The sequence below is a fragment of the Ferrovum sp. genome, from assembly GCF_027317285.1.
Classification (GTDB): domain Bacteria; phylum Pseudomonadota; class Gammaproteobacteria; order Burkholderiales; family Ferrovaceae; genus Ferrovum.
This window is the reverse complement of sequence record NZ_DAHVHV010000011.1, coordinates 1-16461: the sequence shown is the minus strand read 5'-3', so window position 1 is coordinate 16461 and position 16461 is coordinate 1. Positions and strand designations below refer to the sequence as shown.

Below are 16461 nucleotides of genomic sequence, written 5' to 3'. Positions count from 1 at the left end.
GTGGACATGAGTGGTTTGGGATCCATGTCGCAATTCTCCAGTGCCTTGCCTCATCTGCCATTGCGCTGGTACATCGACCCCACCTTTGAAACGGTGGAGCGGGAAGGTTTATTTCTGAAATCTCCCCAGTACGTGGGGCATGAACTCATGGTGGCCAGCGCAGGGGACTATTTTTCCCTGCCGTGGCGCGACCATGGGCAGGTTCTGGTCAACGATGGCCGTTCGGTGGCGCTGTTGTCCAATGTCTGCCGCCATCGTCAGGCCATCATGCTGCAGGGGCGCGGACATGCCCAGAATATCGTGTGTCCGCTTCATCGCTGGACCTACGATCTGAGCGGCCGTCTGGCGGGTGCCCCCCATTTTGCCGATCGGCCCTGCCTGGATCTGGAACGTACCGAACTGCTGCGCTGGAACGGGCTGCTCTTTGAAGGGGGCGAATCGGTCCTGCAAGGGCTGGCACGGTGCCGGGCAGCGCGTGATCTGGATTTTTCCGGATACCAGATGGATTCGATCAAGACCTTTCATCATCATTTCAACTGGAAAACCTTCATCGAAGTTTATCTCGAGGATTACCACGTGGTGCCCTTTCACCCGGGATTATCCGGTTTCGTGAATTGTGATGACCTGCGCTGGGAATTCGGGGAGGGGTACAGTGTGCAGACCGTGGGGGTGAAGGATCACCTGAGAAGACCCGGGTCGCCTGTTTATCAGCAGTGGCATGAAGTGGTCCGGCGCTACAGTGGTGATCGGGAACCGGCGAACGGAGCGATCTGGATGGTCATTTACCCCAACATCATGGTGGAATGGTATCCCCATGTGCTGGTGGTCAGCACGGTGTGGCCTGCGGGGCCGAACCAGTGTACCAATGTGGTGGAATTCTACTACCCGGAAGAAATCGTTCTGTTCGAGCGCGAGTTCGTGGAAGCCCAGCAGCAGGCTTACTTTGAAACCGCCCGGGAAGATGACGAGATTTGTGAGCGCATGGACCGGGGCCGCCGTGCCCTGGCCGCACGCGGCCGGGAGGAGGGGGGGCCTTACCAGTCCCCCATGGAAGACGGCATGTTGCATTTCCACGAGTTCTTACATCGTCAGTTGGGATGATGCCTCTTGTGTCTTCGGGGTGGATTGGCTTATAATCAAAGACTTTTCGGTACGAGGGGTGTTCCCGCGTGCCACTCTGACAGGAACAGGTAAACATGGTTGTGATCCGTTTGTCCCGTGGCGGTGCGCGTAATCGTCCTTTCTACAATGTGGTCGTGGCTGATTCCCGTAATCGTCGCGATGGTCGTTTTATCGAGCGGCTGGGTTTTTATAACCCGCTGGGCGTTGCCGGGGCCGCCGATGCCCTGCGTCTCGACCTGGCGCGCGTGGCCTTCTGGCAGGAGCGTGGGGCCCAGGTTTCCGACGCGGTGGCAAAGTTGGTCAAACGTGTCGGAGCGCAAACTGTCGCTGCCTGATTGGGTGGTGATGGGGCGCATCGGCACCCCCTTCGGGGTCAAGGGCTGGGTGCGCGTCCATACCTACAGTGAAGCGCTGGACAGTTTGTCCCACTATGCCGAGTGGGGGTTGGGAAAAGAGGGGCAGTATCAGCGCTATGCGCTGGTGGACTGGCAGATACAGGGTGGGGGATTGGTGGCCGCTCTGGCGGGGGTGACGGACCGTACCCAGGCAGAGTTTCTGCGTGGCCTCGAAGTGGTCATCCCGCGCAGTGAATTGCCTGCCCTGGAGCCGGACGAGTTTTATTGGTCCGATCTGGTGGGGATGTCCGTGCGCAATGAGGCGGGTGAAGCGTTGGGAACGGTCGGGGAATTGCTCGAAACAGGCGCCCATCCGGTGTTGGTGGTGCGCGCGGGCGAGGTGGAACGGCTCATTCCCTTTGTTGCCCCCGTGCTGCAGGAAGTGCGTCTGGCCGAGGGCGTGATACGGGTGGATTGGGGGCTGGATTACTGATGACCTATGTCTTTGACGTGGTCACGCTGTTTCCGGAAATGTTTTCTGCGCTGACCCAGCATGGGGTGACCCGGCGTGCATTGGAGCAGGGCATCTGGTCGTTCACGCCATGGAACCCCCGCGCCTTCACCACGGACAACTATCATACGGTGGATGATCGTCCCTACGGCGGGGGGCCGGGGATGGTGATGTTGCCCGATCCCCTGCTGAAGGCCCTGAATGCTGCGCGTGCGCGGCAACGGGGAGTGGGGGTGGAACAGACCCATGTGGTGTATCTGTCGCCCCAGGGCAGGCCTCTGGATCATGGGCGCGTGATGGAATTGACCCGGCGGGAAGGACTGATCCTGCTGGCAGGGCGGTACGAGGGCATCGACCAGCGCGTCATCGACTGCGCGGTGGATGAGGAGATCTCCCTGGGAGATTATGTGTTGTCGGGGGGGGAATTGCCCGCCATGACCCTGATGGATGCGGTGATTCGGCAGTTGCCTGGAACCTTGGGCAACCAGGGGTCCGTGGGGGTGGAATCTTTTGTGCAGGGGTTGCTGGAAGCGCCGCACTACACCCGTCCGGAACTCTATGAAGGAATGGCAGTACCGCCGGTGTTGATGTCGGGCAATCATGCCCACATCCAGCGCTGGCGCAGGATGCAGTCGCTTGGGTGCACCTGGAAAAAACGCCCGGATATGTTGGCTCGCCAACCGCTTTCCGGGGATGATGAAAAACTCTTGAAAGAGTATCAAATGGCCTTCGAGGCCCAAGGAATCAACCCATGAATATCATCGAACAACTCGAACAGGAAGAAATGGCCCGCTTGAGCAAAACCATCCCGGATTTTGCGCCGGGCGACACCGTGGTGGTCAGCGTCGCCGTGGTGGAAGGCGAACGTAAACGGGTACAGGCCTTTGAAGGCGTGGTCATTGCCAAACGTAATCGCGGCCTGAACTCGGCGTTTACCGTGCGCAAGGTTTCTTCCGGCGAAGGCGTGGAACGGACCTTCCAGACCTGGTCCCCTTCGATTACGGGGATCGAGGTGAAGCGTCGTGGCGATGTGCGACGCGCCAAACTGTACTACCTGCGCGATCGCTCCGGCAAGTCGGCCCGTATTCGCGAAAAATTGCCCAACCGCATCAAAACAGCGGCCAAGCCTCTTTAAGGTTTCTTCCCCGGGAGGAGGGGCAGGGTGTCTGCGGTGGCAGAAGACTGGACGCAGGCTCTGGAGCGGTTTTGCGACTGTCTCTGGCTGGAAGATGGGCTGGCCCGCAACACCCTGGACAGTTACCGGCGGGATCTGATCCTTCTGGCCGGCTGGTTGGCGTCCCGATACGGGGCAGTTTCCCCCTATGCGGTGTCGGAACTCCAGTTGCAGGGGTGGCTCGCGTACCTTTTCCAGGAACGGAAATTTTCCAGTACCAGTGCTGCCCGAGCCCTGTCCAGCGTCAGGCGCTTCTACCAGTTTGCGGTACGCACGGAAGGGATGTCCGGAGACCCTTCGCTCCGTCTGGAGTCTCCGCGCATTCAGCGAGGGCTTCCGATCGGACTTTCCGAAGGAGAGGTGGAAAGCCTGCTGCAAGCGCCTCCCGTGGCGACTCCCCTGGGTCTGCGTGATCGCGCCATGCTCGAGGTGCTCTACGCCAGCGGTCTGCGCGTCAGCGAACTGGTGGACTTGCCCCTGGCTCATCTGGGGCTGGTCGAAGGGGTGGTTCGGGTGCAGGGCAAGGGCGGCAAGGAGCGCCTGGTTCCCCTGGGCGAACCGGCCAGGGAGTGGCTCGAACGCTATCTCGAGGAGGCGCGCCCTGTCTTGCTGGCGGGGCAGCCGCACCGTGCCCTGTTTGTGACCCACCGACGGGATTCCATGACGCGTCAGGCTTTCTGGTACCGCATCAAACAACATGCAGGTCGTGCAGGCATCACGACCCCGCTCTCCCCCCATACCCTTCGTCATGCTTTTGCGACTCATCTGGTGAACCATGGTGCGGATTTGCGGGTTGTCCAACTTCTGCTCGGTCATGCCGACATTTCCACCACCCAGATCTATACCCATGTGGCCCGCGAACGCTTGCGTCAATTACATGCCCGTCATCATCCCCGAGGATAATTCATGACCGCTGTCCAACTCATTCTGTTCCTTGTGACCTTGGGCGCTTACCTGATGGGGTCCCTATCCTTTGCCGTGGTGGTCAGTCGGGTCATGAAACTGCCCGATCCGCGCTCCTTTGGCTCCAAAAACCCCGGTGCCACCAACATGCTGCGGGGAGGCAGTCGTCTGGGGGCGGCCATCGTGCTCCTGGGAGACGCGTTCAAGGGATGGCTGGCGGTGTGGCTGGTGATGCGTGTCCTGGTCCCCCTGGGGACCCCGGAGGTGGCCGTGGCCCTGGGGGCGGTTGCCGTCTTCCTGGGGCACGGGTATCCCGTCTTTTTCAGGTTCAAGGGAGGCAAGGGCGTGGCCACCGCCCTGGGTATCCTGTTGGCCCTGAATCCCCTGATGGGGCTATGTTCCCTGGTGGTCTGGCTGTCCGTCATGGCGGTGACCCGCATCTCTTCCCTGTCGGCCCTGTGTACTTCCCTGGCAACCCCCTTCTTCGGCCTGTTTTTTTTGCAGACCTGGTTGCTGCGGGGGACCGTCCTGCTCCTGGCCGTGATTTTGCTGGTGCATCATCACGCCAATATCCGCAAGCTCCTGGCGGGTCAGGAAACCATTTTTCGTCCGTAACGACCGGGGGGAGCGCAGACCCGGAGAAGCGGCCCCCCGACAGGCGTGACCGGAACTTTCACGAGAAATCATTCCGGGCGGAAGAGGGAGGGGCCTCGTTGTTTTGCTGCTCGATCAGGTGGAACAGGTCATCTGCCGACAGAGGATGGGACAACAGGAACCCCTGGACTTCGGTGCAATGGTGATCGGACAGAAAGGTGAGTTGTTGCGCATTTTCCACCCCCTCCGCCACGCTCTTCAAATCGAAACTTTGCGCCAGGGACAGGATGAGCCGGGTGTAGAGCGCATTGCCCTTGCTGTGACCAAGATCGGTCAGCAGGGAACGATCTACCTTGAGGGTGTCGATTTTGAGTTGGTGGAGGGTGTTGAGCGAGGAAACCCCCGAATCGAATCCGTTGATGGCGATGCGAATCCCCAGATTCTTGAGCGACTGGATCACCGTAAAATGACGACTGCGGTTTTCCGTGATGATGTGGCGTGCCAGTTCGAACTCCAGCCAGCAGGGTTCCATGCCCGTCTGGCGCAGGACCCTTTCCACCATGACCAGGAAACCGTCATGGGTGAACTGCTTGTAGGTCAGGTTGATGGCCAGTTTGATGGGAGGTTGACCGCGTGCGCCCCAGGATTTCCATTCCTGGCAGGCCGTGGTCAGGATCCATTCGCCCAGGGGGACGATCAATCCCGAATCCTCCAGGGAAGAAATGAAATCCGTCGCCTGTAACAGGCCGCGTTGCGGATGTTGCCAGCGGAGCAATGCTTCAACGCCGATGACCTTTCCGGAGGACAGGTCGAACTGGGGTTGGTAACTCAGGGAAAATTCCTGGTGGTCCAGCGCCCGGAGGGTTTCTTCTTCGATTTTCCTGGCCTGGATGTCGGCGGTATCCAGATTCGGACTGAAAAAGCGAAACTGGTTCCTGCCGGCCTTTTTGGCCACGTACATGGCGGTGTCGGCCTTTTCCAGCAACTCGTCTGCGGACAGTTCGGCACGGTGAGAGGCGATGCCGATGCTGACGGACAATTGCACCTTTCCCAATTCCTGGAGTGAGACGGGCTGGGAAACGGTGTCCAGAATCTTTTTGGCAATGCTTTCGAGATCGCTGGACTGGTTGGTGTCGGTCAGGATGATGGCAAACTCATCGCCGCCCAGGCGGGCGACCGTATCCGTTTCGCGAATGGCCGTGACCAGTCGTTCGGCGGTGGTCCGAAGGAGCAGGTCGCCAGCGGCATGGCCCATGGAGTCATTGATCTGTTTGAAATGGTCGATGTCGATGAACATGACCGTCACGCCGCTCTTCTGACGTTTTCCGTGCAGGATGGCCTGTTCCAGGCGGTCATTGAGAAAGAGGCGGTTGGGCAGGCCCGTGAGCGGGTCGTGGTGGGCCAGATAGTGGAGTCTTTCCTCGGACAACTTGATGTCCGAAATGTCGGAAAAAACGATGACGAACCGGGAGGATTCCCGATGGGAACGAGACACCTCACTGGCGCTCATGTGCGCGGGAAAGATCTCTCCCGATTTGCGTCGTTGCCAGACTTCTCCCTGCCATGACCCCTGGGTGGTCAGTACGTGCCAGAGTGTGGCGAGTGTGTTTTCCTGCCGGTCGGACATGAGCGTCTGGACCGGGTGTCCGATGACTTCCTCGGCCTGGTAGCCCATGATGTTGGTAAAGGCCTGGTTGACATGGGTGACCAATAGTTCACTGTCCACCATGATGATCCCTTCCAGCATGCACTCGAAGACCTTCGAAACCACTTTCAGGCCGACTTCGGTCTTTTTTCGTTCGATTGCATAGTGGAGCGAACGGATCATGAGGTCCGCTTCCACGAATCCCTTGACGAGGTAATCCTGTGCTCCCAGGGAGGCCAGTCGGGAAGCCACGGATTTGTCGTTGAGGGCCGTCAGAATGACGATGGGAATGTCGGGCGCAACCTCATGGATGCGGTGGAAGGTTTCGACTCCCTGGCTGTCCGGGAGCGACAGATCCAGGAGGATGGCGTCAAAGGGAGAGGATAGGCGGGATTCCTCGATGACCGCCAGGGCCCCGCCCAGGGATTCACAATGAACCAGTTCGATGGGTGGACTCTCCCCCAGCAGCATCAGGTTGAATAACCTGACATCTCCGGGATTGTCTTCGACCAGAAGGAGTTTCATGATTCCGGCGAAATCTGGGGAAGTTTGACGATGGTCAGCCAGAAGGATTCGATGGACTGTACGACCTTGATGAATTGATCGAGATTGACCGGCTTGGTGACATAGCAGTTGACGTGCAGGTCATAGGATCGGAGGATGTCGGCCTCTGCTTCGGAGGAAGAAATGACGACGACGGGGATCCGTTTGAACTCCGGGGTGGACTTGATGGTGGCCAGCACTTCCCGGCCGTCGATTTTGGGCAGGTTGAGATCGAGAAGAATGACGTCGGGGCGCGGCGCGTTTTCATAGGGCGGATCCTGGCGCAGGAAACGCAGGGCTTCCAGACCGTCATGGACGACGTTCAGGTTGTTGTAGAGCTTGCTTTCCGCAAGGGCTTCCTTCGTCAGTCGCACGTCCCCCGGGTTGTCCTCCACCAGCAGAAACTCGGCTGGTCGCCCCATCAGTCCGCTCATTTTGTGTGCTCCTTGATCAAGGTGAATTGAAACAGAGAACCGGAACCGTTCGGTGCCGGTTCGACCCATATCCTTCCGTGGTGGCGTTCCACGATCTTTTTGCAGAGTGCCAGGCCAATACCCGTGCCGGGGTATTCCTGACGGCTGTGCAGTCGCTGGAAGATCGAGAAGACCTGTTGCGCGTACTCGGGTGCGATTCCGATGCCATTGTCCTGAACGGAAAACAACCATTCGTGTTCTTTTTCCTGGGCTTCGATGTGAATCCTGGGCGGCTCCTTGCTGCGGAACTTGACGGCATTTCCGATCAAATTCTGGAATAACTGCACCAGTTGGGTCGTATCGCCAGGAACCTCGGAGAGGGGGCCATGGGTGACCTGGGCCTGGGAGTCCTCCAGGGTGCTTTTCAGATTGAAGAGGGCGCGATTCAGGATGAGCTGGATATCGACCGGCTTATGTTGGCTGCCCTGGGTCCCGATTCTGGAAAAGGTGAGCAGGTCATTGATCAGTTGCTGCATGCGTTCGGCGCCATCCACGGCATAGTGGATGAACTCGTCGGCATCTGCGTCGAGTTTTCCCTGATAGCGTCGCGCCAGCAACTGGGTGTAACTGGCGACCATGCGCAACGGTTCCTGCAGGTCATGGGAGGCAATATAGGCAAATTGTTCGAGATCCCGGTTGGAGCGGAACAATTCCTCTGTCCTGGCTGCAAGCTCGGCCTGGTTGCGTTTGGCTTCCGTGATGTCGGTGAACTCGATGACCCATTGCCGGTGGTCGGGATGGGCGGCATCCATGCTCATGATCGTCACTTTGGCCGGGAAGGCATGGGCCCCGACCCGGTTCAATTCCACTTCTCCCTGCCACTGTTCCTGTTCGAGCGCGTTGCCGCACAGGTCTGCAAAGGAAGGGGAGGCTGAAGGCAGGGCCATCAGTTCCGTAAAGGAAACTCCGATCAACAGGTCCGGGGGAATGCCGATCAGCCGCCCGGACATCTTGTTGGCATGCTGGATGATGCCGCCGGTATCGGTAATGACCACCCCTTCGATGTTGTCCTGGAAGACCTTGGACAGGAGGGTGAGTTGTTCGTGTTCGGCCCGAAAATAAGCCTCGGTGGTCAAACTGATGTCGAACAGGGCGATTTTGATGAGGGACACGGTTCGTTCCAGCGCATCGGCGGGATGCGCCTCATGAATGTGGCGGAGAATTCCCACGAGGTAGTGACAGAAGGCGCCGATGTACCACTCGGGCTCCAGCCCGATCTCATGATGCCGCTGGCCTGTCAGGAAACGTTGCCGGAAGAACGACTCATCGTGGGGACCCATGAACAGACTGTGAAAATAGTCCACCTGCACCTGTTGCAGCCGATCCGCCATTTTGGGGTCATTGAAATAATCGCGGGTTTCATCGATCCGGGCGAGATGGGCATTGAGTGTCCGGGCGATTTCCTCCAGGACTTTTCCATCCCTCGGCAAGGAGGTCCGGAGCAGGAGAAAGTCGCTCTCTTTCAGCCCGATAAAAGATTTTCTCAAGGCCAGGTCGTCGGACTCGATGAGCGGGGACGGATGGTTGCTCAAGTTTTTTTCTCCGGGAGAATGAGTTTTTTCGTGGGGGCGGTCATTTGCGATCCGGGAAGTCCCAGATGAAATCCCTGGGCATAGTTGACGCCCATGTCCACCAGCGCCATGAGCACTTCACGGCTTTCCACGAACTCGGCGACTGTCAAAATGCCTAACTCCTGACACAGTTGATTGAGATTCTTGATCAGAATATAGTCGATTTTCGAATTGAGAATGTTTCTGACGAAGGCTCCATCGAGTTTGACGAAATCGAAACGAAGTTCCCGCAGGTAATGAAACGAGTTGTAACCACTGCCGAAATCATCCAGGGCGAAAGAGAATCCTTTATCCCGCAGGTTGGTCAGGAACTTGCGCATGTTGGTCATGTCGCCGATGGCGTCCCTTTCCAGGATTTCGAATACGACGAGATTGGGCGGGAGGGACAACTGGCGGCAGAGTTGTTCGGCGAAGCCGAGAATCCCCCGCCCCTGAATCTCCTGGGCAGAAAGATTCAGAAACAGGCGCGGGAGGGGAAGTCCCTTTTCCCTGAGCGCATGCAGGTCGGTAAAGGCATTTTCCAGGATGGCGCGATCCAGATCCCGGCCCAGTCCGTATTTTTCGATGGTTTCTATGAACATTCCGGCGGAAGTGGTATCCCCGTTGAGTTCCTTCATGCGTGCCAGAGTTTCGAAGGCCACGATCTCGCCGGTCCTGAGGTCGAACACGGGCTGATAATAGGGGACGATGCGATGGCTCTTCAAGGCCTGGCGCAACTTTTCGGCGTTGTCGCGGATGGTGCGTCCTGCCTGTAATTCCCCCGAGGAACGAATGGTGCCGACCCCGTCTTTCCCCATTTGTTTGGCCCGGTACAGCCCCACATCGACCCCGGTCATCAGGTCGGCCACCTTGTCCCCATCCTCCGGGTAGGTGACGATGCCGATGGAGGTGGTGATGTGAAATTCCTTTCCGTCGGGGCTGAGGAAGCACAGTTCCCGCAGTCCGAGGCGCAGTTTCTCGGCCACGGCAATCCCGCCCTCCTTGTCCGTTTCGGTCAGGATGACGGCAAATTCATCTCCGCCGATGCGGGTGGCAATATCCCCCTTGCGCATGGAATGAACGATGGTCTCTGCCACCTGTTTCAGGACGCTGTCCCCGCAGGGATGTCCGTAGGTATCGTTGACATCCTTGAAGTCGTCCAGATCCAGCATCAGTACGCAAAAGTTATGAGCGTTCCGTTCGGATCGACCCTCTTCGTAACTGAGCAGTTCCTGGAAGTAACGGCGGTTATGCAGCCCGGTCAAGGGGTCATGGGTGGAATAATATTCGAGTTCCGACAAGGTGCGACTCAGGGTTTTGCTGGAGCCGACCACCATGACCATGATCGCCAGGGTGGAACGGATGACGCTGGCTTCCTGCGCCGACAGTTTTTTGGATGAGCCGAAGGCCAGACCCAGGACGCCGTCCAGTTTGGACATTTCCAGATCCGGGACGGGGACAGTGATCATTTCCACCCTGTGATCCAGATGCAGGTGAATGGATTCATGGGTGAGGATATGAAACTCCTCGATGTCCAGAGGGGCATCCTTGGGCAATTTGAGTTTTTCGATGACCTCCCCGACCAGTTGGGTTTTGGCCATCGCTTTGATTTCATCGGAATAATCGCCCAGATAGTACAGATAAAGCGACAATCCGGATTCTTCCACAAAAGCGATGAAGAAGAAGTTGAAGGGGAAGATGGTGTGAAAACCCGAGAGGATCTCCTGGACGAAGGCTTTCCACTGGGTCACCTTTTCATGGGAAAGCATGATGGTTTCGAGGATTCTGCTTTGTCGTTCCAGCAGGTCCTTTTCCACCAGGGAATTTTTGAAGCCTTCTACGGTGTGGTTGAATTCCAGTGCAATCTGTTGCAATAGGGCAATGTTTTGCAACCACTGGCGCTGGCGTTCCTTGAACAGGATGTCCATGGCCCGTTCCAGCCTGCCGTAGCGTGCACGACTGGACAATAGCCGCTCGGAAAGATACGACCGGTCTTCTTCCTTCAGGGTGAGTTTGCCCACCTGGGAGAGGGTCTGATCCAGATGTTCGGAGAGTTCCTGGTGAACGCTTTTGACCAGTTCGCTGATGTTGTTCGTGAAGAGCTGGGAGCGGACCTGACTTTCCAGAAGGGTGGCGATCCGTTCAACGACGTACAGCCGTGTCCTTTCCAGGTCGACGGGGGATTCTTCGGCAGGGGTTACCGGTGTTTTCATCAGATCATGCCGAGCGGAAGATTCCCGGCGCGGTCATCAGGTCGATGCCGCATTCCAGTTCCCTGAACCACGCCAGGAAGTCCTTGACCGACTGGTGGCGGTAAATGGGGCCATGTTGCGGGGCAATCATCCTGATATCCAGTTTGGAGACCATGTCCACCCAGAGTCGGGCGGCCCGATTGCCACACATGTAGCGCCGATGGAACCATTCGATATAGGGCAGGTGTTGGGAAAAATCGTCGACGAAGGGGTAATCCAGGTCGTCGGGCAGCATGGCGGCCCCGATGTCCCCGGAAAAAAGAATCTTGGAGACGGGATCGTAGACGTTGATCTGCCCTTCGGAATGAAGAAAATGTGCGGGAAGGAGTTGAAGATCAAAACCGGGGTCCAGGGTGCAGGTCATCCCGGCATCCGGGACGCCGATGAAACGTTCCATGGTCCTGATGCCATAGTGGGGCAGAAAACGTAACCAGATGCGGGAGACGTACACCGGCGCCTGGGTCAGTTCGAGCCAGGTGGAGATGCCGCCAACGATGTCCGGATCCTGATGGGAAAGCATGATGGCCTTCAGGTTGTCGGGAGAGGTGTGGCGCAGCAGTTCGGCCAGCACGCGCGGCATCACGCCGAACCCGCCGGGATCCAGCAGGACCGCCGAATCCCCTTCCATGACGAGGTACTGATTTGAACGAATCCCCCCCTCATCTCCCGGTTCGCTTTCATTCAAAAGGATGAATTTGTGAGTGCTGGAGTGATGCAGCGTAATGTTACGCATGAGTGGTTTCCCCCGGAGCACGCCGTTGATGGAGTTGTCGGCGCTTGCTTTTATATCCGGGGATGGTAGCATCGCCGCCTGAGGATGTATATAGATCGTTTTTGCTATTTTGTTGTAATAAAAACATGACGCTGGGTGTGTTTTCAGAGTCGTTCGAGGAGCCACTGACACAACCGGTCGCCGGCTTCCTGGCGTTTGTCGGGGGCGTTGGGGGTGGTGAGGGCATCCAGGTGCCCGATCCCGATCCTGTTTTCCAGAGGATGATGGAACAGGAAACTTCTGAGGGGGCAGGTTTCCGGGGGCTGGATGGGAAAGTGAGGCGTCGTGGGATCAAACCTCAGGTAGCGCCAATAGTAGGCCAGGGCGCCCAGATAAGACCGGAGCGTACTTTGAGTGGCGAGGTTGAACTCGATGGGGCATGTCCAGGATTTCAGGGCCTTGATCGGCATCGGTCTGGCGAGGGCATATCCCTGGCCGAACCGTCCGCCCAGAAGAGTGACGACCTCGATGATGTCTGCATTTTCCAGACCTTCGACGATCACGGTGCGTTCAAAATCCTGACCAATCTGGATCATGGTTCGAATCAGTTTCAGGGTCTTGATCGGATCGGAAGAGATGCTTTTCAGGATGGATCTGTCGATTTTGATGATATCGAAGGGAAAGTCCGAGAACCGCTGAAGGCTGCTGTAACCCGAACCCAGGTCGTCGATGGCCAGTTGGACCCCCAGTCGGGTCAAACGTTTCATGGCCCGATCCACTTCGTGGATGTCGAACTCCTGATCCTCCAATAACTCCAGGGTCAATTGCTGGGGCAATACTGCATGCCTGCGCAGATTCTCGTCGATCCACAGGGCACACTCGGGGTGGAGAAGGGTGCTGGGCGGAAGATTCAGCGCGATATGCACCTCCTGACCATTCTCCCTGTTGGCCTGAATCAGTTCGAGACATTGTTCCAGACCCCGAAGAAAAAGGGTGGTCAGGTCACTGGCGCGCAAGGCGGGGATGAATTCATCGGGCGGGATGACTTTCCCCTCGGGATCCACCAGGCGGGCCAATGCTTCGATCTTGACCAGATGGCCCGTGTGAAGGTCGATGACCGGCTGAACGAACATTTTCAGTCCGTTCGAATGCAACAGTTTTCGATAAAAAGAGGAATTGGGGGTGTCAGGAGACCGGTTTACCGTGTGGTAGGTCACGGAAATCTGGTGCCAGCGATTTTGCAACGAGGTGACGAAGGTCTGGATCCAGTCAGCTGCAAACTGATGGGGGTAACCGCCCATCAGGACAAGAACGGATTCGATGTCCTGGGCGCCACGGATCGGGAGGGCCACTGCACTACGCACCCCAAGCGGACAGAGGAGCTGTTGCCAGACCTGGGTTCTCGGATCCTGACCATAGGCATTGCTGGTTTGCGCCTGGCCCGTGTGCCAGGCGCAGGCAATCAGCCCCTGGCCCGCCGGGACACGGGCATCCAGAAGGGGTTGCGTGCCCGGGGTATTGAGAATGCGCATCAGTTCCGAAGACAGTGCGCCGGAACTTCGTTCAATGGAAAAGGAGCCCTGGGTGTTGGGGCGCAAAACCTGGCAGACCAGAATGCCGGGGAGCGAGGCCAGATCATCCAGTTCGGACTGTTTTTTTCTGCCATGGGTGAGGAGGGGGACGGAAAGATGCGCATTGTATTGATCCATGACCTTCTGGATCTGGTCCAGTTGGACTTCGACGTCCAGCAGCAATCGGGCCGCCACGGTGCGCATGATTCTGTGACGCTCCCGGTCCATGAGGGACATGGTGTCGAGATGACGACGAAAGATTGCCCAATAAGTGCTCATGGCCCGGGTCAGCCAGGAGCCCGAAACGCCGACGAGCGCATGTACCTGACCCAGCCGGGTGGCCTGCGCCGTGATGGATTCGACGGTCATCTGGGGAGAAATCAGGTTTTTTAGATGGTTGGCCTGTTTCTCGATCAGTTTTTCCCATTCGTCGGGGGTCAAACACTGGAGAATCTTCGATGGAGTGGCCTGTTTCTGCAATTCCGCATAAAAAAACCCAAAAAAATCGTGCCCGATCCGGTCCAGATGATTTTGCACCGCCTCGAGAGACCGGAAGGCGTGTTCCCCAAAGGGATTGAAGGGGGGTTCGATGGAGGGGGTGTTGGAGGGAATGGGTCCCCAATGCCACCACTCCGTCCGGTCATGTTTGTGTGCCTTGGCCTGATACAGGGCCGCGCCTGCCTTTCTGAGCAGTTCCCGGGGTTTTTCCCCATCTACCGGGTAAAGCGCCAGCCCCATGGTCATGCCAATGGTCGCCGGTTTGTCGGATCCGGGCAGCACGAAAGGAGACGTCACGGCACCGTGCAGTCGTTCCAGGCGTTTCCTGAGTTGGTTGGGGGCGTCGTTTGCGACCAGCGCGTTGAATACGACGGCGAATTCATCCCCGTCCAATCTGGCCAGAAAGTTTTCTTCACCGAGGTTGCTTTTCAAGCGCCGGGTGAGTTCGGCCAACAGGACATTCCCGTTTTCATACCCCAGGGCATCGTTCACCGGTTTGAAATCATCCAGATCGAGGATGCCTATGGCCATGACCTGCTGTCGTTGTGCCGCCTGCGCCAGAGCCGGGGGCAGATATTCCTCCAGAGCCCGGCGATTGGGCAGCCCCGTCAATTCGTCCGTGCGTGCATCCTCTCCCGGAACTGAAGGGGAGGTCGGACTGCCATGTGCGGGAAGATTCACCACAAACCACCTCGAAACCGAGATTGATATTCAGGAAAGACTTCCCACATTTTATAGGGAAGTTCAGGGAAATGCTGAACAATTATCATTCCCTCAGACGGTCAGGTCTTGCCCGATCGCCCTTCGAAAAAGCGAGATTCACCATCCAACACTTGACGGTGGCGTATCATGACGGGAACAATCGATACTCTGTGGTTCAGTACGGGAGATGACCTATCATGAAGGATGAGCGAGTGTGGCGCAGATCGGCGGTGATCATGACGACATCCTGTGCCCTCGACGGATGCCATGGCCCAAGACAATAATCCGGCAGATACCGCCGCCAGCGCCGTTCTGATCCTTGACGACCAGGCTACGAGTCGCACCATTCTCGCCCAGGTCGTGCGCAGCATCGGCGCCGAGATCCAGGTGCGGGAAGAGTCCTCCCCTTCCGCCGCGCTTGCCTGGGCAGCCACCCATGCGGCCGGCCTGGTGTTGGTGGACTATTTGATGCCGGGCATGAATGGCATCGACTTTATTCGCCTCTTGCGGCAAGTGCCCGGCTACCAACACGTTCCGGTCATCATGATCACCATCAAGAGGGATAGGGAAACGCGCCACGAGGCACTGGACGCTGGCGTGACCGATTTTCTGTCCAAACCTGTGGACATGCACGAGTGCTTTGCGCGCTGCCGCAACCTGCTGACCCTGCGGCGGCAACAATTGATTCTGGAAGACAGGAACCTGTCGCTGGAGCATCTGGTCGACCAGGCCACCGCAAAAATTCGTTGCCGTGAAAAGGAAACGCTGATGCGGCTCGCCCGTGCAGCCGAATACCGGGATGCCGATACTTCCAGACACCTGCTGCGCATGTCCAGTTATAGTCGCCTGCTGGCAGACGCGATCGGGTTGCCCGAGGAGGAAGCGGAACTCATCGAGTTCGCGGCTCCCTTGCACGATATCGGTAAAATCGGCATACCGGACAGTATCCTGCACAAAACCGGTCCACTCTCGGACGAAGAAATTGCCATCATGCGCCAGCATCCGAAAATCGGCCATGACATCCTGCAGGACAGTCCGTCCAAATACCTGCAGATGGGCGGTGAAGTGGCCCTTGCCCACCATGAACGCTACGATGGGTCGGGTTACCCGTTTGGCATTTCAGGTCAGGCCATTCCGCTCTCCGCGCGCATCGTGGCCATAGCCGATGTCTTCGACGCACTCACCACCACCCGGCCCTATAAATCCGCGTGGAGCATTGAATCGTCCATGCAATATCTGCTCAAGGAAAGCGGGCGGCATTTCGATCCCCTGTTGGTCAAGGTCATGCTTTCCCTTCAAACCTCCGTGGAAAAAATCCACGCGGAACATAGCCAATCCGGTTCCTGATGTTCGACCCGTACATGCTCATGCCTGTCCACGACAGACGAGGCGCATCCACTCAGCACAATGGTTAGGCCCTCACCCATGCCAGGCAAAATGACGGGCTGGCTCACTGAGCGTATCGCGAAATGCGACAAGGTCGAATTCGAGCAATCCCTGATCCGGCTGGGGATGGGGTTGGTCGTCCTTGTGTACCTGTTCTATCGCTACATTACTCATGCCACACTGACCCACAGCGACATCATCGCCTTCAGGATTCTCGGTGTTTTTCTATTACTGACCCTGATCCTGATGGCCTCCATCTTGTATGGTCGCAAAACATCCGTTCTCCGCCGGCTGGCAGGTGCATGGCTGGATATAGGAACAACAACAATACTGCCAGTATTCACCGATGAAACAGGTGTCATGTTGGTGGGCATTTATCTGTGGGTCATTTTCGGAAACGGATTCAGGTTTGGCAACCAATACCTCTTTCATGCCCAACTGTTGAGTGTGGTGGGGTTCATGATCACGACTCAGGTCAACCCTTCTTGGA

Annotated in this window: 14 protein-coding genes and 2 pseudogenes; 9 read left to right on the top strand and 7 right to left on the bottom strand. The window is 57.5% G+C overall.

Annotated elements, in window-relative coordinates:
- Positions 1-6 precede the first annotated feature (6 nt).
- From put2H to plsY, 7 genes are all read left to right on the top strand, one after another.
- Complete coding sequence (gene put2H, locus M6F29_RS04235; protein WP_298157666.1) at positions 7-1101, top strand: putrescine 2-hydroxylase Put2H; 1095 nt, start codon at positions 7-9, stop codon at positions 1099-1101.
- A 95-nt stretch (positions 1102-1196) separates the two neighbouring features.
- Positions 1197-1457 carry a 30S ribosomal protein S16 gene (gene rpsP, locus M6F29_RS04230; protein WP_297455629.1) on the top strand — a complete coding sequence of 87 codons (261 nt, stop codon included), beginning with the start codon at positions 1197-1199 and terminating at the stop codon, positions 1455-1457.
- Positions 1429-1950: a ribosome maturation factor RimM gene (gene rimM / locus M6F29_RS04225; protein ID WP_298157665.1), complete on the top strand. Its 522-nt coding sequence runs from the start codon at positions 1429-1431 to the stop codon at positions 1948-1950. The genes rpsP and rimM overlap by 29 nt, the downstream gene beginning before the upstream one ends.
- Positions 1950-2723 (top strand): tRNA (guanosine(37)-N1)-methyltransferase TrmD, encoded by a 774-nt coding sequence (gene trmD, locus M6F29_RS04220; RefSeq protein WP_297455632.1) that lies wholly within the window; start codon positions 1950-1952, stop codon positions 2721-2723. The genes rimM and trmD overlap by 1 nt, the downstream gene beginning before the upstream one ends.
- Entirely contained in the window at positions 2720-3103 is a 384-nt protein-coding gene (gene rplS / locus M6F29_RS04215) for a 50S ribosomal protein L19 (RefSeq protein WP_297455634.1), read from the top strand. Before trmD ends, rplS begins: the two co-directional genes overlap by 4 nt.
- A gap of 27 nt (positions 3104-3130) precedes the next feature.
- Entirely contained in the window at positions 3131-4045 is a 915-nt protein-coding gene (xerD, locus tag M6F29_RS04210; RefSeq protein WP_298157664.1) for a site-specific tyrosine recombinase XerD, read from the top strand.
- 3 nt (positions 4046-4048) lie between these two features.
- Positions 4049-4660: a glycerol-3-phosphate 1-O-acyltransferase PlsY gene (gene plsY, locus M6F29_RS04205; protein ID WP_298157663.1), complete on the top strand. Its 612-nt coding sequence runs from the start codon at positions 4049-4051 to the stop codon at positions 4658-4660.
- Between the two features lie 58 nt (positions 4661-4718).
- Here plsY and M6F29_RS04200 read toward each other — a convergent pair whose 3' ends face one another.
- The 7 genes and pseudogenes from M6F29_RS04200 to M6F29_RS04175 form a co-directional block, all read right to left on the bottom strand.
- A complete protein-coding gene (locus tag M6F29_RS04200) occupies positions 4719-6809 on the bottom strand; it encodes an EAL domain-containing response regulator (protein WP_298157662.1) in 2091 nt (696 codons plus the stop codon).
- A complete protein-coding gene (locus tag M6F29_RS04195) occupies positions 6806-7261 on the bottom strand; it encodes a response regulator (protein WP_297484944.1) in 456 nt (151 codons plus the stop codon). The genes M6F29_RS04200 and M6F29_RS04195 overlap by 4 nt, the downstream gene beginning before the upstream one ends.
- Entirely contained in the window at positions 7258-8376 is a 1119-nt protein-coding gene (locus M6F29_RS04190; protein ID WP_524537703.1) for a PAS domain-containing sensor histidine kinase, read from the bottom strand. The genes M6F29_RS04195 and M6F29_RS04190 overlap by 4 nt, the downstream gene beginning before the upstream one ends.
- Positions 8356-8787 (bottom strand): annotated as a pseudogene (locus M6F29_RS12520) (protoglobin domain-containing protein); the annotation flags it as partial. The pseudogene M6F29_RS12520 and the gene M6F29_RS04190, both read right to left, overlap by 21 nt.
- A gap of 41 nt (positions 8788-8828) precedes the next feature.
- Positions 8829-11063 carry a putative bifunctional diguanylate cyclase/phosphodiesterase gene (locus M6F29_RS04185; protein WP_298157660.1) on the bottom strand — a complete coding sequence of 745 codons (2235 nt, stop codon included), beginning with the start codon at positions 11061-11063 and terminating at the stop codon, positions 8829-8831.
- A gap of 4 nt (positions 11064-11067) precedes the next feature.
- Positions 11068-11835, bottom strand: a complete 768-nt coding sequence (locus tag M6F29_RS04180) for an oxygen-binding di-iron domain-containing protein (RefSeq protein ID WP_297481456.1) — start codon at positions 11833-11835, stop codon at positions 11068-11070.
- A 143-nt stretch (positions 11836-11978) separates the two neighbouring features.
- Positions 11979-14564: an EAL domain-containing protein gene (locus M6F29_RS04175; RefSeq protein WP_298157659.1), complete on the bottom strand. Its 2586-nt coding sequence runs from the start codon at positions 14562-14564 to the stop codon at positions 11979-11981.
- A 288-nt stretch (positions 14565-14852) separates the two neighbouring features.
- On the opposite strand from M6F29_RS04175, the gene M6F29_RS04170 reads away from it, so the two are divergent.
- Together M6F29_RS04170 and M6F29_RS04165 are read left to right on the top strand one after the other, a co-directional pair.
- A complete protein-coding gene (locus M6F29_RS04170; protein WP_297455274.1) occupies positions 14853-15932 on the top strand; it encodes an HD domain-containing phosphohydrolase in 1080 nt (359 codons plus the stop codon).
- Positions 15933-16010: 78 nt separating this feature from the next.
- Positions 16011-16461, top strand: a pseudogene (locus M6F29_RS04165) (ATP-binding protein); the annotation flags it as partial.